Below are 20211 nucleotides of genomic sequence, written 5' to 3' on the forward strand. Positions count from 1 at the left end.
CCGATCCATGCAAAGCCAGCAGGCTGACACCGGTCGCGAGTAGCACCTTGCGCATAGTGAATCCTCCCATTTGTGAACGAAGCGGTTCCGTCAAAACGGTCCACTTTTCAGTTGTGTTCATCTCTACTCCTACCCGCTTCGCGAATAGGAAACTTGCCTAAGAGAGAAGTGCGTTTGCGCGAAAGCGAAACACAGCGAACTATTTGGCCGGCGCCCGTGATTTTCGCAGGCGGCGCGACTCCATGCTGCGATGCGTCAGACATTTTGTCCCATTCCGCGCGTGACCTTATTTGGTTGAGGTTCCCCTTGACGGCGCTGAAACTAAGTCGGAGGATTATCAAAGGGATGTCAGGAAGCCTGCTGCTCAAATCCCAAGACCGCCTTAAATTGAGGTAAAAGTCGCTCCATCATGACTCGAGGCCGCTCGCGGCAAGCGGTCATGTTTTTGATCTCAAATCGGTGGCTCGATAATGTCCGACACGGTCCATTCACTCAACACTTCCGGATTGACGCCGAAAAAGCAGATCCAATGTTGGTCAGATGCACTGACCGATCTTTGCGGCCAATTCGACATCGATCCCCTGGAAGCTTCGTCATTCGAAGGCCGGATCAACTACACGACGGTTTCGAAGCTGAAGCTCTGTCAGATCGAGGCGAGCCAGCATCGGCTTGCGCATACCGCCTCGCGCGCAAAACTGGGCGGCCATCCGTTCGTCAAGATACATTTTCAGACTTACGGGATCTCGCATTTCGAGCAGAGCGGCCGCCGCATCGAGCTCGCGCCCGGTGACTGTCTCGCCTACGATGTCTCCTGTCCGCACACGATCGTCAGTCCAACGCTGACGCGACACGATGTCGTCATCGTGCCGAAGGAACTGCTGCAGGAACGCGGCTTCCGCTCGGCCAAGATGTCGGCATGCAAACTCTCGGCGCGCACCGGCACCGGCCGGATCGCCTATGACTTTGTCCATGCCGCGTTCGACGAAGCGACCAAGCTGTCGCCGAACAACGCGATCGGGGTAGCCGATTCGCTGATCGACCTCTTGCTGTTGCCGCTTCGCGAGCCCGAGGCGATGTTCGACCGTGTCGGGCCCGAGGCGATGTATATCCGGGCGCAATTCTTCATCCGCGAACATCTGCGCGACCCGGATCTTTCGATCGACCAGATTTCGGCGGCGCTGCACTGCACCAAGCGCTATCTGCACATGTTGTTCAGCGACAGGGGTACCACCATCAGCGACTACATCCGGCACGCGAGATTGCAGAACTGCCGCCAGGAGCTGGAGGCCCAGCCCGGAAAAACCGTCACGGACGTCGCATTTTCATGGGGCTTTTCGAGTTCGTCGCACTTCAGCCGCGTGTTCCGGGAATATTTCGGAGTTGTTCCCTCCGCGATTCACAAAGCGCAGCAGGGTGTCCTGTCCCCGGACTTTCCGTGCGACTAGAACATGATTCAACTGGGTTGAATCATGCGCCGCACGATCCTCAAGCCCCCGCACAATTTTGATTCGCGTGAGGCCTCTAAGGACGGTCTGGCGTGGGTGCGAAATTTTAAAGTTTTGATGTTTTGAAGTCGTTGGCAGCGCGACAGCCGCGGCTCGATGCGAGAATTGTCGATCGAGCCGGGCCGATCGTTTCGATACAAGTCTATTTGCTATTTGCGCGCTGCGCAGGCGTACATGTTGATTTCCATGCCCACCGCGACTTCGACAATTTTAGGAGTCTTCCAGGTCATTCCATCCTCCAAGGTTTGGCGCGAACTCCACGCCGAAATTGAACCTAGGACCACGCCCGACATCGCGCAAGTGCGCAAGATCGAGCGTCGAACAGCTGCGGGCCATGCCTGACAGCCGACATTTCTCTCCGAGACAAAGCGATTTCTCTCTTGGACAACTGAACCCCGATCACTAGAATTGGACGCTGCCCGAAAATTTCTTTAGGGCTCAGGAGACGGAATGCCCTACGTCCAGGCGCTTGACGGCACCCAACTTTATTACGAAGAGGTCGGGACAGGCAGCGCTGTCGTTTTCGTCCACGAATTTGCCGGCGACTACCGGACCTGGGAACCGCAGCTCAGACATTTCGCGCGTTCGCACCGGTGCATCACCTTCAGTCAGCGCGGCTATCCGCCCTCTGACGTGCCGGAAGACCCCGCGCGCTACAGCCAGGATATCGCGCGCGACGATATCACCGCCCTGCTCGATGGTTTGGCGATCGAGAAGGCTCACATCGTCGGCCATTCGATGGGCGGCTACACCGCGCTGCATTTCGGCATTCATGCGCCGCAACGCTGCATTTCGGTGGTCGCGGCCGGATGCGGCTGGGGTTCGTTGCCGGATGCCGAGCGGTCCGCGGCCATGAAGCTGCAGGCTGCCGAAACCGGCAAGATGTTTGCCGAAGAAGGCATCAAGTCGGCCGCCGCGAAATACGCCGATGCGCCGATGCGTCAAGCGCACAAGAACAAGGATCCGCGGGGCTGGTCCGAATTCGCGCGCATGCTCGGTGAGCATTCCGCGCTGGGCCATTCGCTCACCATGTTCGGCGTGCAGCTCAAGCGCCCGACGCTGGGGGAAATGGAAGCTGACCTGAGGCGCTTCAAGCCTCCATTGCTTGTCATCGTCGGCGACGACGACGAGCCGTGCCTTGAAGGCAGTTTCTTTCTCAAACGCGTGGCGCCGACCGCAGCACTTCTGGTCCTTCCGCGTACCGGCCACAACGTCACGAGCGAAGAGCCTGCCGCGTTCAATGCCGCGCTGGCCGAATTGTTTTTCGCGGCGGAGTCAGGCCGCTGGCTCGCGCACAAGAAGGCAACCTGATCACCGATCGCGACCCGGATTCGCGACCCGATCGCAAGGCGGGCGAAAGGTGGCCAGCGCCGGCCTGGCGCATGACAGGCGTCGCGGCCGGGCGGACGATTTCCGCCTTGATAACCGCCACTTAACTTCGATGCGGGATGTCCGGTCGGGCCAATGGGCCAGCGCTCTGGGGCTGCCTAATTTTGAAATATTTATGCTCAATCGCTAGTCACACGCTCACGCCGAGGTCCAAAAAGTCAATAGCGAGCGTATTCGTGCTGCTCAATGGATTGGCTTGACCGGGTTTCCTGCTCGACCATAATCTTCACGACAATTCCGGCTGCAATGGGTAAATGCCTGGCGTCGGATTCCAGCATATTTGCGGAGTCCTCCATGGCCAAAGACGGAAAAGCCTATCTTTCAAGTCTGCGCGACAACCGGTCCATCTATATCGATGGCCGCAGGGTTGCCGATGTGACGACCGACAATTGCTTTCGCGGCGTCGTCGGCACAGCCGCCAGCCTTTACGATTATCAGGCCGCGCCGGAAAATCTCGAACAGATGACGTTCCAATCGCCGACCAGCGGCGAGCGGGTCAATCTGGCCTGGCAGCTTCCCAAAACCTATGGCGATCTGGTCCGGCGCCGTCAGGCCATCGAAAAATGGTCAGAGCTGTCATGCGGCATGATCGGCCGTTCGCCGGACCACGTCGCCTCCACGCTGGCCGGTTTCCGGATGGGCCTGGCGGCGTTCCGCGCTTACGATCCAGCTCGCGCGGCCGCGTTGGAATCCTATTTTCAATACGCCCGCGACAACGATCTCTTCCTGTCCTACGTCATCATCAACCCGCAATCGGACAAGGCCAAATCGGCGGGCGGACAACCCGATCCGCATCTCGTGGCCTCCGTTGTCGACGAGGACAGCGAAGGCATCACGATCCGCGGCGCGAAAATGCTGGCGACCAGCGGTGTGATGGCGAACGAACTGCTGGTGTCGGGTTTCCAGGCCTTGCAGGCCGGCGACGAAGCCTATGCCTTCACCGCCGTGGTCCCGCTCGGCGCCAAGGGCCTCTCCTTGATGTCCCGGCGCAGTTACGAACACAACGCGACATCGGTGTTCGATTACCCGCTGTCGTCGCGCTTCGACGAGAACGACGCCATGGTTCACTTCGACGACGTCAAGATTCCCTGGGACCGTGTTTTCGTCTTCAAGGACCTGAAGATGGCGCAGGCCCAGTGGCACGACAGCCGGGCCCATGTCTTCCAGAACTATCAAAGCATCGTCCGCCTGATGGTGAAGCTGAGGTTCATGCTCGGACTGGCGCGCAAGATCGCCGAGACCAACAACATCATCAACTATCCCCAGGTGCGCGAAACCCTCGGCTTGATGGCCGCGAAGGTCAGCAACATCGAAGCCCTCGTGATCGCGATGGAGATCAAGGGCGAGAACTTCGGGGAATTCTACGTCCCGGACCGGGCCATGCTGTGCGCCGCCCAGGTCATCGCGCAGACCACCTATCCCGAGATCGCTGAAGCCATTCGCTCGCTGTCAGGCGGTGGGATGATCATGGTGCCTTCATCCTATGCCGATTTCGCCACGCCGGAAACCAATGCCATCATTCACAAGACGCAGCGGTCGCCGGTGGCGAGTTCCGAACAGCGCGTCAAGCTGATGAAGCTCGCATGGGACGCCGTCGGTTCGGAATTCGGCTCGCGTCATCTGCAATATGAAATGTTCTACTCCGGCGCGCCGTTCGTGACGCGCGGAAATTCATTCCGGTTTTTCGATTGGGACGGCGTCAAGGACCCCGTCGACCGGTTCATGGGCTCCTACGGCTTGCCGGAAGCCGCTCGAAAACTTCCCAACGCGGCCGAGTAGTTGGCATCATGCATAGTGTCGATGAAATCAGGCGTTTGGCGTTTGTCGAGCATGGCCCCGCCTCGTTGAGGCTGGTCCAGGAGGGGCCGCTCGCCGACCTGTCCTTTGCGGCGAAAGACCTCATGGATATTGCCGGATACAAATCGGCCTGGGGCAATCCGGATCGGTTGCGCGATGCCGAACCGGCCGTGACTACCGCGCCTGCTGTGCTGGTGCCGTTGATGGCCGGCGCCCATCTGATCGGAAAGACCCATACAGACGAGGTCGCCTGCGGAATGTTCGGAATGAATCCGCATTTCGGCACGCCGATCAATCCAAAGGCCCCCACCCGCGTTCCCGGTGGCTCTTCGAGCGGCTCCGCCTCAGCAGTGGCCGCTAACCTCTGCGATTTTGCGCTCGGCACCGACACCGGCGGATCGATCCGCGTTCCCGCAAGTTTCTGCGGGCTCTACGGCTTGCGCACGACCTATGGTCGCTTGTCGGTGGCGGGCATCATGGCGATGGCGCCGAGCTTCGACACCGTTGGCTGGCTCGCGCGCGATGCGAAAACCCTAAGGCGCGTCGGCGAAGTTTACTTTGGTCCGATCGCAGCTTCGAGGCCCGTACGTTTCCTGCTGGCCAGCGACGCGTTCGATATCCCGACCCATCCGATTGGCGAAGCGCTTCTCCCGGTCGCGAAATCGCTGGGCCATATGACCAAGGTTAATCTTTTCAAGGAAGGCGTCGACCACTGGCTCGACACCTTCAGACCGCTGCAGCTCTATGATCTGTGGTCGACACTTGGCGCCTGGGGCAAGATGCCAGGGCGCACCCTCAGCCCCGCCGTGGCGGAACGTATCGAACTCTCGTCACACGTCGATCCGGCCAAATTTGCGGCCGCCGTCGTCAGACGTGAGGCCCTCACCGATCGGCTGGTGGCGCTGCTCGGCGACGACGGCGTTCTGGTGCTGCCGACCGCGCACGATCTCCCGCCGCTGCGCGATGCGCCGGTATCCGCACAGATCGAGTTCCGCGAGAAGACCCTCGCGCTCACCTGCGTGGCGAGCCTGTGCCGGCTGCCGCAGATCAATATCCCGGCCGCACTGGTCGACGGTTGCCCGGTCGGCCTGTCTCTCATCGCCGGCCCGCGCGGAGACCAGCGGCTGCTCGACCTCGCCGAAAAGATCGGAAATATCTCATCCGTGGCTGCGCACGCAACATGAGGGCCAATAACGAACGAGATTTCATCGGCTATGGCAGCAGGCCGCCCGATCCGCGCTGGCCGAACGGCGCGCGCCTCGCCCTCGTGATCGTCCTCAATGTCGAAGAGGGTGCCGAGCCGTCGATCCCCGACGGCGACGCTGCCACCGAAACTGCCCTGACCGATGGTGTTCGCGAAGAGGTGCCCGCGGGAAGCCGGGATTTCGTTGCCGAATCGCTGTTCGAATATGGCTCGCGGGTCGGCTTCTGGCGGATCGTCAGGCTGATGGCGCAACGAAGCATACCGCTCACGGTCAATGCCTGCGCCCAGGCGCTTGTGCGCAATCCGCAAATGGCGGAATCGATCAGGCAACATGGCTTCGACCTTTGCTGCCATGGCGATCGCTTCATCCGGCACTTCTTGCTGACCGAACCAGAAGAGCGAAACGCCATCGCGCGCGCCATCGCCGGCCTCGAACGGACCACCGGACGCTCGCCGTCCGGTTGGCAAAGCCGCTACTCGCCCAGCGGCAATACCCGTGCGCTGCTGGTCGAACATGGCGGCCTGCTTTACGATTCCGACAGCTATGCCGATGACTGGCCCTATTGGGTTGAGGTCGGCGAACGGCCGCATCTCGTCATTCCGCACAGCTTCACGAACAATGACAACCGGCTGGCCACCGCCAAACTCGGCACCGCCAACGATTTCCACGATCATCTCTGCTCGGCGCTGCGCGTGCTCTATGCGGAAGGCGCTGACAGCCCACGCATGATGACGGTGAGCCTGCACAGCCGGGTTTCGGGACAACCAGCGAGATTCGAGGCGGTCATGCGGTTTCTCGATTTCGCCGCGCAGCATCAAGGCATCTGGTTCGCCAGCCGCACCGACATTGCCCGCCACTGGATCGAAACGCATCCCCCGGAGCGGCATCGATGACGGCTGATGACGGCCTGCTGCTGACCGGAGGGCTTGTCGTCGATCCCTCATCAGGAAACGCCGATCGCAAGGACCTGTTGATCGAAGGCGGCAAGATATCCAGGATCGGCGCGCCCGGCACGCTGGATTTGCCCGGCGTTGTTAAGCGGCACGATGCCCGTGATCGCCTGATCCTTCCCGGACTCGTCAACGCCCACACCCATGGCCACGCCAACCTCATGAAAGGCGTTGCCGAAGCGTGGACCCTCGAAGCCTCGCTCACCAACGGGCCGTGGCTGGCCGGGACGCGCGATCCCGAAACCATCTATCTATCCACGCTGCTCGGCGCCGTGGACATGCTGTCGAAGGGCTGCACCGCCTGCTTCGACCTTGTCTACGAGTTTCCGCGGCCGACCAAAGAAGGCTTCAAGGCCGCGGCCCAAGCTTACGCCGATGCCGGCATGCGCGCGGTGCTGGCACCGATGGTCGCCGATCAAACCCTGTTTCAGTCGATCCCGGGATTGGCCGCCGCGCTGCCACAACATTTGCGCGATACCGTCGGCCAATTCGACCTGGCAAGCGGTGAGCAAACCATCGCAGCCGTGGAAGCTATCGCGGCCGCACGGTCTGATATGCCTGAGAACATCAGCATCGCCATCGCGCCCACGATTCCGCATCACTGCTCGGAACGCTTTCTGAGGGATTGCATCGACATCGCGGACCGGCATGGATTTGCGATCCACACCCATATCGCGGAGTCCCGGCTGCAGGCGGTCGTCGCCAGCAAGACCTACGGCCGCTCTGCGGTTCGCTATCTGGCCGACCTTGGAATGCTGCGGCCGCGTTTCACCGCGGCCCATGGCGTGTGGCTCGACGACGAAGACCTCGATCTGCTCGCGCAACATCACTGCTCCATCGCCCACATCCCCGCCAGCAATTTCAGGCTGGGATCCGGTGTCGCTTATGTCAGGCCCATGCTCGCGCGCGGCATCAATGTCGGCCTGGCAACCGACGGCGCCAATTCCTCGGATTCGCTGAGCATGCTGCAGGCGATGCGGCTGGCCTCCTTTGGCGCCCGGATATTTACCGGCCCGCGCGACGGCTGGCTGCACGCGAGCGAGATCATCAGGCTCGCGACGCTGGGCGGCGCGAAAATATTGGGACTGGAGTCCTGCGGTCAAATGAAGCAAGGTGCCTGCGCCGATCTGGTCCTGTTCGATCTCGGCCATGTCGATTTCATTCCCGACGCCGACCCCGTCAACCAACTGGTTACCTGCGCCGATTCGGCATCGGTGACTGATGTGATGGTTGGCGGCGTATTCAAGGTTCGCGATCGCAAGGTCGTTTCGGTCGACCTGATTGAGCTGCGCGGCCGCGTTCGCGACAGCGTCGCAAGGCTTTCAGCGGCGACGGGCCAGGCGCGGGCGCTCGCCGGCCAGCTCGAGCCGCATGTCGTGGCCTTTGCCCAATCAATGTCCGACGAGCCGCTGGCGATCGAGCGGTACATCAGGCCGGGGCGGAAGTAACCTCATGCTCACACCGCCAACAAATTCCGGCCTCGCCGAACTGGAGCAGCGCGTTCGTTTTGAACTGGATTGTCTCGGCTACCCGGCACGGCCGTGGACGGTCGCCGGCACCCGCGACGGTATGGTCGTGCATGATGTCATCATTGTCGGCGGCGGCCAGAGCGGAATATCGATCGCATTCCGGCTGTTGCGCGAGCGGATCACGAATCTGCGCGTGCTCGACAGGAATCCGGAAGGTCTCGAGGGACCGTGGCTGGCATTTGCCCGCATGCATTCGCTGCGCACGCCGAAAATCGTAACCGGACCGGATCTCGGCATCCCCAGCCTGTCGGCCCGCGCCTGGTGGCAGGCACGTTTCGGCGAACAATCATGGCAGGGATTGAACAGGATACCGCGCGAGGAGTGGCAGTCCTATTTGTTGTGGGTTCGCAAGACCGTCGGCATCGATGTGAGCAGCGAGGCCGAGGTCACCGACATCGAGCCGCTGGACGACGGTCTGCTCGCGGTCCACGCGACCGTCGGCGGTGTTTCGCAGCGATTGCTTACCCGTAAAGTCGTGCTGGCGACCGGAATCGAAGGATGCGGCCGCTGGGTGGTCCCTTCGGCGATCACGCAGGCGCTGCCCCGCAAATCCTATGCCCACACCTCCGAGCCGATCGATTTTCCGGCGCTGGCGGGAAAGACAGTCGCCGTGATCGGCGCCGGCGCGTCAGCATTCGACAATGCCGCCATGGCGCTCGAAAGCGGCGCGGCGGCGGTCCAGCTCTTCGTCCGCAGGAAGCGGCTTCCGACCGTCAATCCGAACCGCTGGATGGAGTTTGCCGGCTTTCTGCGCCATTTCGGCGATCTGGACGACGCGCGAAAATGGCGCTTCATGAAGATCATCTTCGACATGAACCAGCCTCCTCCGCAGGAAACCTTCGACCGATGCGCCCGTCACGGTAATTTCTCGATGCGGCTCGGCTGTCCGCTCGCACGCGTCGAATTCAAAGATCAGAAGATTCTCCTGACCGCGTCGCAGGGAACCGAGGCGTTCGATTTCCTGATCGCGGGGACGGGATTTGCCGTCGATCTCGCCGCGCGGCCGGAACTGGCGCGCTTCCACGACAGGATCGCGCGCTGGTCCGACCGCTATTCTCCCGCGGACGACGAGCAGCATCCGCAGCTCGGCAGCTATCCATATTTGTCTCCAAGTTTTCAATTCACGGAAAAAGTCGCGGGATCGGCGCCCTTTCTGACCGATATCTTCAGCTACACCTTTGCCGCCATGCCCAGCCTCGCCTGTTCGGCCGGCATTTCCGCGCTCAAATTTGGCGTAGACCGGATCGCCGGAGGGATCGGTCGCGCGCTGTTCGTCGAAGACGCCGATACCCATCTGCAATCGCTGCGCGACTATGACGAGCAGGAACTGGACCCGGGGAATAATTAATCATGGTAAGCGTTGAGGATCGGTCCAAACGCGTGCTCGAATCGGCGCTGAAGATCCAGAGCCCGTTTCAGCTCGACGAGACATTGTGTCTCTACTGTCCGCAGGACAATGTCGATTCCCTGCGGCATCCCCGTATCGCCGAGTGGATGGACTTTATTCAGAACGACTATGAACCCGAGCTTCCCGAGGCCGAACGCCGCGTGTTGCTGTTCATGCCCTGCACCAAGACCAAACCCTATCCCTTTTCCACCGAACATCTGGCGATCAACCAGCGGCTGCTGGATGAAGGATACAGGCCGTCGCGGCGATTGTATCTGCCCCAGGAATTGCAGGCGCGGCTCGAACCGGCATTTTCGCCCGAGGTCCTGAATTTGTCGCCGCTGATCGACGATCGCGGGACGGTGCTGCACCGCATGGTGATCTCGGAGCCGATGGCGATCGTTCCCTATGAGCATATCGCCGAGTTTCGCGGCAAGGCTTCTCCGGCGGTCGCGTATGACGATCCCGGGCTGTTCGAGAACCGGGGCAATGCCGTGTCGCCATGGCGAGCGGACTCGACCGCGGTTCGGATGTCAGCGACCCGCTGGAAATGGGGCGACGAAGAGCGCCGGCAGTATGTCGTCATGCATAACGAGATGGCGCGAATATTGGCCAAAGTCGTTGCCCGGATCGGCCGCAATTATGACGACGTAATTTCCTGGGTTGCTCCCGGGCTCACCCACCGCAGCTTTGTGCTGGCACGCGACGAACGTGCCTTCCACCACGTCCCGACGTCGCGAAAGGTGGGCGCCAGGCGGATCGAGTTGACCGGTGCCAACGATCACCTCCAGACCGAACAGCGGATCGCCTGCCTTCCGATACCCGACGACTGCAAGGACGCCATTGCGCGTCTGTCTCGTCGCCTCAAGATCGACATTGCCCGTGCAACGGCGATCTACGCGCGCGGCGGAGCTAACGCCACTCCCCTCGCTCTGCCGGAACTGCTGGATGTTCTGGTCAGGCGACTGGCCCACAATCCCCTCCACGTCGAAGGAAGAAGAAGTAATGACCGCGTTGCCGTTGAAAGTAGGCGTTAGCGACTCCGACCGGACCAGGCCGATCGCGAGCGGAGAGGTTTCGATCGCGGGGATTGCCGCCGATGTCACGATGTTGGGCGTTCAGGCGCTGTTCAACCAGCAATTGACCGAGCACACGTTCGACTGCTGCGAATTTCCGCTCTCATCCTATCTGAGATCGCTGGAGCGTCCGGACAGGCCATATAGCGCGGTGCCGGTGTTTCCTTCGCGGCATTTCCGCTTCTCCTGCGTGTTCGTCAACACCGCAAAGGGAATCAAGACGCCGGCCGATCTCGCGGGCAAGCGAATCGGTGTTCCCGTGTTCGATATGGCCGCGGCGGTCTGGCTGCGCGGCATCTTCCAGGATCATTTCGGACTGGCGCGCACCTCGCCGATCTATGTCGCGGGCGGACTGGAGACGGCGCGCACCGGCGATGAGCATCCGCAGTTCTATCCGGAGAAATTCAGGCATGAGGAAAGAAACGACAAAAGCCTGGCCGTTCTGCTGGCGGAGGGCGAAATCGACGCGCTGTATACCGCGCGCGCGCCCAGCACCTGGCCTTCCAATTCGGTGAGCCGCCTGTTCGAGAACCCGATGCAGGCGGAGCTCGATTACTATTTGAAGACCGGAATTTTCCCACCCATGCATCTGATCGCGGTCAAGCGGGCCATTGCCGAATCCAACCCCGGCCTGATGCTGGCCGTCTTCAATGCCTTCGAGCAGGCTCAGACCATCGCCAGAGCAAGGCTGTTCGATTCCGCCGCGCTGTGCACGATGCTGCCGTGGCAACTCGAAAACCTCATTGCCACGGAAAAGCAGCTCGGCAGCGATTACTGGTCGGTCGGATTGACGAAAAACCGCGCCATGCTGGAGGTCATTATTCGCTACATGGTCGAGGACGGTCTGATCACGAAGGCATTTTCGCCCGATGAATTGTTTTCTGATCCGGATATCTTGAAAACCTAGCGAAGGATCAGCCAGTACTAACCTTTCTTCGGTGACCAGCCATAGGCCTTGGCGCAGGCACCACCCATCAGCATGGCCCGCTCGGTGTCATCAAGGCGGCTGGTCTTGAGGAATGGCTCGACGGCCTGCTCGTAGTTCACGACTGCGAACGCGCGCGTCCAGTCCGTGCCCCACAGGCAGCGATCGAAACCCCAGGCATCGAACACGCGGGCCAGCGGATCCCAGATGTCCGCAAAGGGATACGGCTCCCGGGACAGCGTGCAGGCGCCGCTGACCTTGATCACGACGTTCGGGCGCCTGGCAAGTTCCAGCACCTTCGGAAGATCACTCCAGGGCTGCGGCGGCGCCGGCGGCACGCGCGGCTGCAGGATGCCCAGATGGTCGAGGATGAATCGCGTGTCGGGATGGCGATCGATCAGCGCGGTGCCCGCGTCCAGATTGTCCCAGCACAGGATGTTGACCGGAAAGTCGTAGCGAACGGCCGCGCGCGCGATCCGGTCGAGGCCGGGGTCATCAGGCCTGCGCTTGGCCTCCTTCGTCAGCATGATGCGGATTCCGACCGCGCCCGGCGTCTTCTTCCAGTCGGCGACGACATCGGCCACATCAGGATTATCCGGGTCGACCGGCTTGACGATGGCGAGCCGGCCGGGATGGGCCCGTTGCACCTCCACGGCATAGCTGGCGTCGTAGCGGTACATGGAAAAGGCGGAGATGAAGATCGCGCCGTCGACGCCGACCTTGTCCATGGCCGCCACCATCTCGTCCCCGGTGACGTGATCGGGCCAGTTCGGCACACTGTGCCAGGGCCGCTGCGGCGTGTTCGCCTCATAGGCATGGACCTGGGAATCGATAATCGTCATCGGGGGCAACTCCTGTGTGCGGCTGGCTTTGATATTGCAGCACATTCGTGCCCGGAGGGCAAAGGCGCCGGGCGCTGTCGGCACCGGTGGTCGCTTGCAACGGCTCCCCCACAGGGATCAGCGATCACGCAAATCGAAGGTTCTGGAATGTAGGCGCTTTTAATGCCTCAAAATCGCTTCCTAAAGAAGATTTTAGTTGATCCAGGGCAACCTGGGGGCAACGCTTTCCCATATCAGAAACGCATTTGCGATCCTGCCGCTTCGCAAAGACCAGGAGAGCCCAATGACGCGTCCCATTCGAATTTTGACACTTGCGGTCGTAGCAACGGCTGTTCTGCAGTTACCAATGGTGTCGATCGCCAGCGCGCAACAGAACCCTCCGGGCGCGGTTGCCAAACAAGGGCTCGCGCCCAGCTCGTACCAAAGCATGGACATGATGCCCGATAGGCGCATCACGAGCCAGGCGGCTGCGCGCACCGCACACCCCATCACCCAGGGCGGCACGACGGGTGGTACGGTAAATCCGGGACTCACCAACGATCACATGCAGCATGGCTATAATGGCGGCTGATCTGCTCGTTCAGTCTGCGCTTTTGTCGCCGGTTCAGAGCGTGATCGCACCGGCTTGAATCAATTTCGAAGCCGTTCGCGACGGGCGACGGAACTGTTGGCTTCAGCCACCATTACCGCCATGATAGTCGGTACAGAAACCGGGGGCTGTAAGGCACGGCCCCTGCTTGATCGGGTCCGGGTTCGACGTGGGCTGATTGGGCTTCCAGGCGGCCCTATCGAGGCCCCGGTAGTCACCGCGCAATGGCCTCTTTTGCTCCAGATAAGCCTCCGGGTGGGGTGGTCCTTCGGCGTCTGGCGACTGGGCAAATAGCGGCGAAGCCATCAGCGCGGCAACAACCGCGACGGCGAGAATCATTTTCATTCGCGCATCTTCCTGTTATCCGGGCAGCCATGCTGCCTCCGGTAACAGGACTGAGATGGAGCTATCGATATTCCCGGAATTGCCGATGGCGGGAATGCTCGATGGCGGGAATTCTCGCGATTTCAGGTCTCAAATCCAGTTCTCAAAACGTGTCGCGAGCGTCCTTTCCGCTTATGCACGACGCCTGGGGCGCGCGCGGCAGAAACGTACAATCGCATTGAATTTGGTTGGCCGCCGCCGGGAATAAGCGGGGCGCTGTTCCGGTCTATTTCATTCGGCGCCAACGGGCGTTTCAACGCCGCGGGCCTCGACGGGACGGCCTAAAGTACATTTATTCTATAAAATCGGTAAACTTTAGATATTCGTGTGACGACTTCATCTCGACACGACCTTGTGACGTAATTTCCATCTCTCCATACTTTGTCCCGCCGTGCAGATGGCCCGCGAGCCAGATCGGCACAGACTGCAGTCGGCGGCAGGCTTAAGAATGCCCCAGTCGATGGCAATTTTGGGGCTTTGCTTTGTTGGGGAGAATCTAGATGCGGAAGAGCGGTATGGCTGTGGCGATCTTCGCCGCAGGAATTATGTTTGGACCGAATGGAGCGCTTGCGGCCGATGTCGGCCTGGTGACCAAGGCGCCACCTCTCGTGACGCCGACGATACCTGCGACATGCACCGGCGTTTCCCAATTTTTTCTCACCGACTGCGTGCTGAGCTGGTACGGCATTTCGGTGTACGGCACCATCGACGCCGGTGTCGGCTACCAGACCCACGGCGCTCCGTTCAACGGATATTACCCTCAGGGTGCTTCCTACAGCATTCAGAAGATGAACCGGCAGGCGATGTGGGGGCTGGCGCCCAGCGGCCTTGGCGCGTCGAGCATCGGCGTCAGGGGGGCAGAAAGTATCGGTGGCGACTGGAAGTTTATTTTCCAGTTGGAAGCCGGATTTGATCCCTATTCGCTGCAGCTCTCGAACGGCGGCAGCTCCATGTTCGAAAACAAGGGTGTTCCGCTCAACCAGCAGTCCGTCAATGCCGATTCCAGCCGCGGCGGGCAGATCTACAATTCGGTCGGCTTCCTCGGCGTGAGTTCGCCCACCTACGGCACGCTGACCGTCTTCCGCCAGAACTCGCTGACGCTGGACGGCCTCGCGGCGTATGATCCACTGGCGCTGTCTTATGCTTTCTCGCAGATCGGCTTCTCGTCCGTGGCCTCGGGCGCAGGCATCACGGAAACCGCGCGCGCCACCACCTCGGTGAAGTACCGGTACCAATATGGCGATTTCCGCGCCGCGGTGCTCTACCAGTTCGGCGGCTATGATCTCGACAACGGTGCCAACGGCGCGGTGCAGCTGCAGCTTGGTGGCGACATCCAGCACCTCGGGCCGGGCACTTTCTCGGTCGACGGCATCTTCAGCTATGAAAAGGATGCCGCGAGCCTGGCGCTCGGCGGCGGAACGACCAACGCCAACGGCGTGCCGATCACCTTCCCGGCCCAAACCGTGACGGCGACGATCTCCAACAACACCGCATGGGTCGGCCTTGCGAAATACGTGGTCGGCCCGTTGAAGCTCTATGCCGGTTACGAGTACATCGATTTCGCTCCGCCGAGCGATGTTCCGACGACTCTCGAGGCCGCGAATGGAACATTTGTCGGCGCCGGCTTTCCGCTGACGGCGATCAGCGGCACGGCCTATAGCGGCCTGCCCGGCAGCGGCAGCGACAAGCACCTCCAGATCATGTGGCTAGGCGCCAAATATTCCATCACCGACAACCTCGATGTCGCCTCCGGCTACTATCACTATATCCAGAACGACTATTTGGTCACGACCAGTACCACGACCTGCGTCGCCAGTTCGGCGGCGCACTCGCAATGCGGCGGTACCCTGGATGCGATCTCCGGCGTCATCGACTGGCGGTTCGCGCCGAAGTGGGACACCTATTTCGGCATCATGTACTCAAACGTGAACGGCGGCCTGTCGAACGGCTATCTGGTGCGCAACAATCTCGACCCGAGCGTCGGCCTGCGCTTCCGGTTCTGATCCAGGACCACGCAAGCGAGCGTGCCCGACACCAAGGTTTGGGCACGCTCTTTTCTTGTGATCTGATTTTAATTTTTCGATCTGTTGCTGCTGACGCAAGGCTGATTGCCAAACCCAAGCAATATCTCCTTCACCAGTCCGTTCGATTGCAAAACAATGCAGTCATCGAGAACAGCAACCGGAGAATGAGGTTGTTATTTTTCAGGGATGATTGACTCTTCTCTGCCGCTTGGTCGTGATCGCGTTACGCTTGGTCTGGCAATCCGCCGGGCTTCGCCGAAGCGCCGCAGCGCATCCGCGATGCGCGGGTGATCCGGCGAGATGTCGCAGCCACCATCCTCGAAGGATCCGAAACATGACCAACAAGACGCCCCATCCTGAAACACTCGCCTTGCACGCCGGCTGGCGGTCCGATCCAGCGACCGGAGCAGTCGCCGTGCCTATCTTCCAGACCACGTCCTACCAGTTCCGTGACACCGAGCATGCGGCGAACCTGTTCGCCTTGAAGGAACTCGGAAACATCTACACCCGCATCGGCAATCCAACGACCGACGTTCTCGAGCAGCGCGTCGCGGCCCTCGAGGGTGGCGTCGCGGCGCTCGCGGTTTCGTCCGGGCAGGCCGCATCAGCCTTCGCGATTCAGAATCTCGCCCGCGTCGGCGACAATATCGTCAGCTCGACGGATCTCTACGGCGGCACCTGGAATCTGTTCGCCAATACGCTCAAGGACCAGGGTATCGAAGTACGCTTCGTCGACCCTTCGGACCCGAATAATTTCGCCAAGGCGACGGATGACCGGACCCGCGCCTATTACGCGGAGACGCTGCCGAATCCGAAGCTGGCGGTTTTCCCGATCGAAGAAGTCGCCGCGATCGGACGAAAACTCGGAATTCCCCTGATCGTCGACAATACCGCCGTGCCCCTGCTGGTGCGGCCGTTCGATCATGGCGCCGCAATCGTGGTGTATTCGGCGACCAAGTATCTCGGCGGCCACGGCACCTCGATCGGCGGGATCATCGTCGATGGCGGCAATTTCGATTGGGAGGCCTTTCCGAAACGTCAGCCGGCGCTGAACACGCCGGACCCGAGCTACCATGGCACGGTGTGGGTCGAAGCGGTCAAGCCGCTTGGACCGATCGCCTATATCATCAAGGCCCGCACCACCTTGCTGCGTGACATCGGCTCGGCGCTATCGCCGTTCAATGCTTTCCAGATCATTCAAGGCCTTGAAACCCTGCCGCTGCGGATCGAGCGCCATGTCCAGAATGCGCAATCGGTGGCTGATTTTCTTGCCAAGCGGCCCGAAGTCGTCCGCGTGATCCATCCCTCCAGGCAGACCGGAACCCAACGCGCACGGGCCGACAAATACCTCAAGGGCAAGTTTGGCGGTCTGGTCGGGTTTGAACTGGCCGGCGGCCGGGAAGCCGGGCGCAAATTGATCGATGCGCTGCAGCTTTTCTACCACGTCGCCAACATCGGCGATTCGCGCAGCCTTGCGATACACCCGGCGACGACCACCCATTCCCAACTCTCTCTGGAGGACCAGTTGGCGACCGGGGTTTCCGGCGGCTACGTGCGGCTTTCCGTCGGCATCGAGCACATCGACGATATCATCGCGGATCTCGAGCAGGGACTTGCCGCGGCAGGACGTCTTGCATCCGCTGCCTGAACTGGATTCCCGTGGCAGCCTGCAAGCACAATCGAACCGGCAGACATCGAGGGAAATCCCTGTCAATGTCTGCCGGCCCGCGCCTGCAATGGCCCGCGCCGCCAACGCCGTCCGGCATTACGTGACCGCATGCTTCTCAAGAAACTTAACGGCATCGCCGACGGTCAGAATGGATTCCACGGCATCGTCCGAAATCTCGAAGCCGAACTCCTGTTCAAACTTTATCGTCAATTCGACCATGTCCAGGCTGTCGGCCCCGAGGTCATCGATGAAATTTGCGCCGTCGATCACCTCGTCGGGATCGACAACCAATTGGTGAACCACGATTGTCCTGGCGCGTTCGGCAATGTCGAGCATTGTTCCAGCCTCCACGATCGATCATTTCATCATCGCAAGATCCGCTCTTCATCTAGAAGCATGATCCGGAAAAGTGGAAACCGGTTTTCCGAAAAGATCATGCTCAAACAAGAATATGGACGACGAGCGTGATTCAACTCAGTTGAATCATGCTCTAATCCGTGGCCGGCAGGCGGCGCATGGTGAATTCGATCTGCCCGTCGGGAAGCTGCCGCCAGCGTTCGACGATTTTCTGGTAACCGCGCGGCGAAATATCATCGATAATGGCACGGACCTCGAGCCGCGCCGCCTCCAGGGGCAGCGTGAATGTCTCAAGGACAATGTCGTCATTTTCAATCTCGCGACGGCCGTTCCGCGAACGGCACCGGTCCGAAAGCAGTCGCGGTCGATCCACGACATCTCCAATCGGCTGCACCGCCAATGCCTGCGTGTGCCGGGACCGGTATAACTCCGATGCCGTCGCGCGTTTCACTTCCCTGGGCTTGTCGTTCGACATCTGCCGCTCACTGTTATGAATGGCCCCCGCCAAATTATCGTTTTGCCAAAAATCTTCCATTCCGTTTTTGTCGCTGCGAAGAGAAGGCCGTTCTCCACATGGAACCGGGACGCGCGCGGGGGCCGTTGCCGCAGCGCATTCAACGCCGCCTCGCTCCGGAATCCGCTAAACTTTGTGCGCCAAAGCCCATATGGGCCTCGGAGAATTACACGCCGTGATAAATCCGATACCACGCAACAAATTGACGAATGCCGTCCTCGATAGAGGTCGCGGGACGGAAATCGACTTCGCGGGCGAGGTCATCGATATCGGCATAGGTCGCCGGAACATCGCCGGGCTGCATCGGCAGCAACTGGCGCTCGGCCGTACGCCCCAATTCCTGCTCGAGCAGCGCCACCACCCGCGTCAAATCCTCCGGTCTGTTATTGCCGACATTGTAGATACGCCACGGCGCGGCGCTCGATCCCGGATCCGGCGCCATGCCTGACCATTCTGGATTGCCCTGCGGGGCGCGATCGATCAGACGCACGATGGCTTCGGTTACATCGTCGACATAGGTAAAATCGCGGCGCATCTGACCCCGATTGAACAGTTTGACCGGATGGCCCTCGACGATCGCCTTGGCGAAGATCGACATCGCCATATCAGGCCGGTACCACGGTCCATAAACCGTAAAGAACCGCAGTCCGGTGCTCGGTAGCCGATAGAGATGACTATAGGAATGAGCCATCAATTCGTTCGCTTTCTTGCTCGCCGCATAGAGGCTGATCGGATGATCGACGTTGTCATGCACCGAAAATGGCAACCGGGTGTTGGCGCCATAGACCGACGAAGACGACGCAAACAGGAGGTGACGGCAGCCGTTGCTTCGGCACCCCTCAAGGACATTCAGGAAGCCTGCAAGATTGGCGTCGACATAGGCCTGCGGATTTTGCAGCGAATATCTGACGCCCGCCTGTGCCGCAAGATGGATCACGACCGGGAATCGATACCGCGCGAATAATTGCGCGACCGCCGCGCGATCGACCAAATCCAGTTTTTCAAAACTGAAACCTGAATGTTGGTCCAGAATGTCGAGCCGGGCCTGCTTCAGCGCCGGGGTGTAGTAGGAATTCAGATTATCCAGCCCGACCACGTACCGCCCCGCTTCAAGCAATCGCTCCGCGACATGGAAACCGATGAAGCCGGCGGCTCCGGTAACCAGGATCGGCTGATCCGCAACACCACCATTCATGACATTTGCCTATCGGTGGCGGGAATGCGCGCTCTGCCCGGGATCCGGGATGCTAGTAAGCGAGCGGTTTGGGCCGCCCGATCCCGCAATAATGAAAGCCGTTTCGGATCACTTCTTCCGGCGAGTAGATGTTACGAAGGTCGACAATGACCGAACTCGCCATGATCGACGCCATTTCCGCAAGATCGAGCGCCCGAAACTGTTCCCACTCCGTCACGATCACGAGCGCGTGCGCACCTTTTGCGCAATCATACGCGTCATCGCAGAAGGTGACGTTTTCCAGAACCTTCCTGGCCTGCGGCATGCCGACCGGATCGAACGCACGAACCCGCGCGCCCATGTCCTGCAGCGCCGTGATCAACGGAATCGACGGCGCATCGCGCATATCGTCGGTATTCGGCTTGAACGTGACGCCCAGAACGGCGATGGATTTGCCCCGCAAATTACCGCCGATCGCATTTGCCACCTTGCGGGCCATCGCTCGCTTGCGCTGATCGTTGACGGCGACAACGGTTTCGATAATCCGCAACGGCGTTTCGTTGTCTTGCCCGGTCTTGATCAGCGCCATGGTGTCCTTTGGAAAGCAGGATCCGCCGAATCCGGGACCCGCGTGCAGGAATTTCGGGCCGATACGATTATCGAGCCCGATCCCTCGCGCGACTTCCTGAACATTGGCGCCGACTTTTTCCGCCAGATCCGCGATCTCGTTGATAAAGGCGATCTTGGTCGCAAGAAACGAATTTGCCGCGTATTTGTGGTGGTGGCACTGTCGCTGGTCATCAATCGCGGCATTTCCTCGGCGCTGCCTTATCGCGATCGCCCGATGTACAGCATCGGGGCCAACGCGCCGACCTTCGAATGGCACGCCGACCTC

19 protein-coding genes are annotated in these 20211 nt (G+C 60.6%); 12 read left to right on the forward strand and 7 right to left on the reverse strand.

What is annotated here, in order from left to right:
• Positions 1 to 470 precede the first annotated feature (470 nt).
• Entirely contained in the window at positions 471 to 1445 is a 975-nt protein-coding gene (locus ABR948_RS15325) for a helix-turn-helix domain-containing protein (protein ID WP_428119277.1), read from the forward strand.
• A 209-nt stretch (positions 1446 to 1654) separates the two neighbouring features.
• Here ABR948_RS15325 and pqqA read toward each other — a convergent pair whose 3' ends face one another.
• Positions 1655 to 1735 (reverse strand): pyrroloquinoline quinone precursor peptide PqqA, encoded by an 81-nt coding sequence (pqqA, locus tag ABR948_RS15330; RefSeq protein WP_080900978.1) that lies wholly within the window; start codon positions 1733 to 1735, stop codon positions 1655 to 1657.
• Positions 1736 to 1955: 220 nt separating this feature from the next.
• Between pqqA and ABR948_RS15335 the strand changes: the two genes are divergently transcribed.
• The 8 genes from ABR948_RS15335 (at position 1956) to ABR948_RS15370 (ending at position 11745) form a co-directional block, all read left to right on the forward strand.
• On the forward strand, positions 1956 to 2816 hold the full coding sequence (locus ABR948_RS15335; protein WP_428119279.1) for an alpha/beta fold hydrolase: 861 nt from the start codon (positions 1956 to 1958) through the stop codon (positions 2814 to 2816).
• 372 nt (positions 2817 to 3188) lie between these two features.
• Positions 3189 to 4673: a 4-hydroxyphenylacetate 3-hydroxylase family protein gene (locus ABR948_RS15340; protein ID WP_428119281.1), complete on the forward strand. Its 1485-nt coding sequence runs from the start codon at positions 3189 to 3191 to the stop codon at positions 4671 to 4673.
• An 8-nt stretch (positions 4674 to 4681) separates the two neighbouring features.
• Positions 4682 to 5875: an amidase gene (locus ABR948_RS15345; RefSeq protein WP_428119283.1), complete on the forward strand. Its 1194-nt coding sequence runs from the start codon at positions 4682 to 4684 to the stop codon at positions 5873 to 5875.
• Positions 5872 to 6789, forward strand: coding sequence for a polysaccharide deacetylase family protein (locus ABR948_RS15350; protein ID WP_428119285.1), 918 nt, complete (start codon positions 5872 to 5874; stop codon positions 6787 to 6789). Before ABR948_RS15345 ends, ABR948_RS15350 begins: the two co-directional genes overlap by 4 nt.
• Positions 6786 to 8294: an amidohydrolase family protein gene (locus ABR948_RS15355; RefSeq protein WP_428119287.1), complete on the forward strand. Its 1509-nt coding sequence runs from the start codon at positions 6786 to 6788 to the stop codon at positions 8292 to 8294. Before ABR948_RS15350 ends, ABR948_RS15355 begins: the two co-directional genes overlap by 4 nt.
• A 4-nt stretch (positions 8295 to 8298) precedes the next feature.
• Positions 8299 to 9723 (forward strand): NAD(P)-binding domain-containing protein, encoded by a 1425-nt coding sequence (locus ABR948_RS15360; protein ID WP_428119289.1) that lies wholly within the window; start codon positions 8299 to 8301, stop codon positions 9721 to 9723.
• Between the two features lie 2 nt (positions 9724 to 9725).
• Positions 9726 to 10799: a hypothetical protein gene (locus tag ABR948_RS15365; protein WP_428119291.1), complete on the forward strand. Its 1074-nt coding sequence runs from the start codon at positions 9726 to 9728 to the stop codon at positions 10797 to 10799.
• A complete protein-coding gene (locus ABR948_RS15370) occupies positions 10768 to 11745 on the forward strand; it encodes a substrate-binding domain-containing protein (RefSeq protein ID WP_428119293.1) in 978 nt (325 codons plus the stop codon). The genes ABR948_RS15365 and ABR948_RS15370 overlap by 32 nt, the downstream gene beginning before the upstream one ends.
• A 17-nt stretch (positions 11746 to 11762) precedes the next feature.
• On the opposite strand, the gene ABR948_RS15375 is transcribed toward ABR948_RS15370, so the two are convergent.
• Positions 11763 to 12605, reverse strand: coding sequence for an amidohydrolase family protein (locus ABR948_RS15375; protein WP_428119295.1), 843 nt, complete (start codon positions 12603 to 12605; stop codon positions 11763 to 11765).
• Between the two features lie 196 nt (positions 12606 to 12801).
• Here ABR948_RS15375 and ABR948_RS15380 point away from each other — a divergent pair, with 196 nt between their 5' ends.
• Positions 12802 to 13176, forward strand: a complete 375-nt coding sequence (locus tag ABR948_RS15380) for a hypothetical protein (protein ID WP_428119297.1) — start codon at positions 12802 to 12804, stop codon at positions 13174 to 13176.
• A gap of 102 nt (positions 13177 to 13278) precedes the next feature.
• Here ABR948_RS15380 and ABR948_RS15385 read toward each other — a convergent pair whose 3' ends face one another.
• Complete coding sequence (locus tag ABR948_RS15385) at positions 13279 to 13539, reverse strand: hypothetical protein (protein WP_428119299.1); 261 nt, start codon at positions 13537 to 13539, stop codon at positions 13279 to 13281.
• Positions 13540 to 14078: 539 nt separating this feature from the next.
• On the opposite strand from ABR948_RS15385, the gene ABR948_RS15390 reads away from it, so the two are divergent.
• Positions 14079 to 15581, forward strand: a complete 1503-nt coding sequence (locus tag ABR948_RS15390) for a porin (RefSeq protein ID WP_428119302.1) — start codon at positions 14079 to 14081, stop codon at positions 15579 to 15581.
• A gap of 355 nt (positions 15582 to 15936) precedes the next feature.
• Positions 15937 to 17250: an O-acetylhomoserine aminocarboxypropyltransferase/cysteine synthase family protein gene (locus tag ABR948_RS15395; RefSeq protein WP_428119304.1), complete on the forward strand. Its 1314-nt coding sequence runs from the start codon at positions 15937 to 15939 to the stop codon at positions 17248 to 17250.
• A gap of 117 nt (positions 17251 to 17367) precedes the next feature.
• On the opposite strand, the gene ABR948_RS15400 is transcribed toward ABR948_RS15395, so the two are convergent.
• The 4 genes from ABR948_RS15400 to ABR948_RS15415 form a co-directional block, all read right to left on the reverse strand.
• Positions 17368 to 17607 carry an acyl carrier protein gene (locus ABR948_RS15400; protein ID WP_428119306.1) on the reverse strand — a complete coding sequence of 80 codons (240 nt, stop codon included), beginning with the start codon at positions 17605 to 17607 and terminating at the stop codon, positions 17368 to 17370.
• Between the two features lie 154 nt (positions 17608 to 17761).
• Positions 17762 to 18103 (reverse strand): hypothetical protein, encoded by a 342-nt coding sequence (locus ABR948_RS15405; protein ID WP_428119308.1) that lies wholly within the window; start codon positions 18101 to 18103, stop codon positions 17762 to 17764.
• A gap of 205 nt (positions 18104 to 18308) precedes the next feature.
• A complete protein-coding gene (locus tag ABR948_RS15410; RefSeq protein WP_428119310.1) occupies positions 18309 to 19337 on the reverse strand; it encodes an NAD-dependent epimerase in 1029 nt (342 codons plus the stop codon).
• Positions 19338 to 19389: 52 nt separating this feature from the next.
• On the reverse strand, positions 19390 to 20211 hold an 822-nt coding region (locus ABR948_RS15415; RefSeq protein ID WP_428119312.1), incomplete at its 5' end, for a UDP-glucose dehydrogenase family protein.

This window comes from Bradyrhizobium sp. (assembly GCF_050014615.1).
Classification (GTDB): Bacteria; Pseudomonadota; Alphaproteobacteria; order Rhizobiales; family Xanthobacteraceae; genus Bradyrhizobium.

Bases quoted from the DNA above. Each gene is read 5' to 3' on its own strand.
- ABR948_RS15325 (WP_428119277.1), top strand. From the start codon at position 471: ATGTCCGACACGGTCCATTCACTCAACACTTCCGGATTGACGCCGAAA.
- pqqA (WP_080900978.1), bottom strand. From the start codon at position 1,735: ATGACCTGGAAGACTCCTAAAATTGTCGAAGTCGCGGTGGGCATGGAA.
- ABR948_RS15335 (WP_428119279.1), top strand. From the start codon at position 1,956: ATGCCCTACGTCCAGGCGCTTGACGGCACCCAACTTTATTACGAAGAG.
- ABR948_RS15340 (WP_428119281.1), top strand. From the start codon at position 3,189: ATGGCCAAAGACGGAAAAGCCTATCTTTCAAGTCTGCGCGACAACCGG.
- ABR948_RS15345 (WP_428119283.1), top strand. From the start codon at position 4,682: ATGCATAGTGTCGATGAAATCAGGCGTTTGGCGTTTGTCGAGCATGGC.
- ABR948_RS15350 (WP_428119285.1), top strand. From the start codon at position 5,872: ATGAGGGCCAATAACGAACGAGATTTCATCGGCTATGGCAGCAGGCCG.
- ABR948_RS15355 (WP_428119287.1), top strand. From the start codon at position 6,786: ATGACGGCTGATGACGGCCTGCTGCTGACCGGAGGGCTTGTCGTCGAT.
- ABR948_RS15360 (WP_428119289.1), top strand. From the start codon at position 8,299: ATGCTCACACCGCCAACAAATTCCGGCCTCGCCGAACTGGAGCAGCGC.
- ABR948_RS15365 (WP_428119291.1), top strand. From the start codon at position 9,726: ATGGTAAGCGTTGAGGATCGGTCCAAACGCGTGCTCGAATCGGCGCTG.
- ABR948_RS15370 (WP_428119293.1), top strand. From the start codon at position 10,768: ATGACCGCGTTGCCGTTGAAAGTAGGCGTTAGCGACTCCGACCGGACC.
- ABR948_RS15375 (WP_428119295.1), bottom strand. From the start codon at position 12,605: ATGACGATTATCGATTCCCAGGTCCATGCCTATGAGGCGAACACGCCG.
- ABR948_RS15385 (WP_428119299.1), bottom strand. From the start codon at position 13,539: ATGAAAATGATTCTCGCCGTCGCGGTTGTTGCCGCGCTGATGGCTTCG.
- ABR948_RS15390 (WP_428119302.1), top strand. From the start codon at position 14,079: ATGCGGAAGAGCGGTATGGCTGTGGCGATCTTCGCCGCAGGAATTATG.
- ABR948_RS15395 (WP_428119304.1), top strand. From the start codon at position 15,937: ATGACCAACAAGACGCCCCATCCTGAAACACTCGCCTTGCACGCCGGC.
- ABR948_RS15400 (WP_428119306.1), bottom strand. From the start codon at position 17,607: ATGCTCGACATTGCCGAACGCGCCAGGACAATCGTGGTTCACCAATTG.
- ABR948_RS15405 (WP_428119308.1), bottom strand. From the start codon at position 18,103: ATGTCGAACGACAAGCCCAGGGAAGTGAAACGCGCGACGGCATCGGAG.
- ABR948_RS15410 (WP_428119310.1), bottom strand. From the start codon at position 19,337: ATGAATGGTGGTGTTGCGGATCAGCCGATCCTGGTTACCGGAGCCGCC.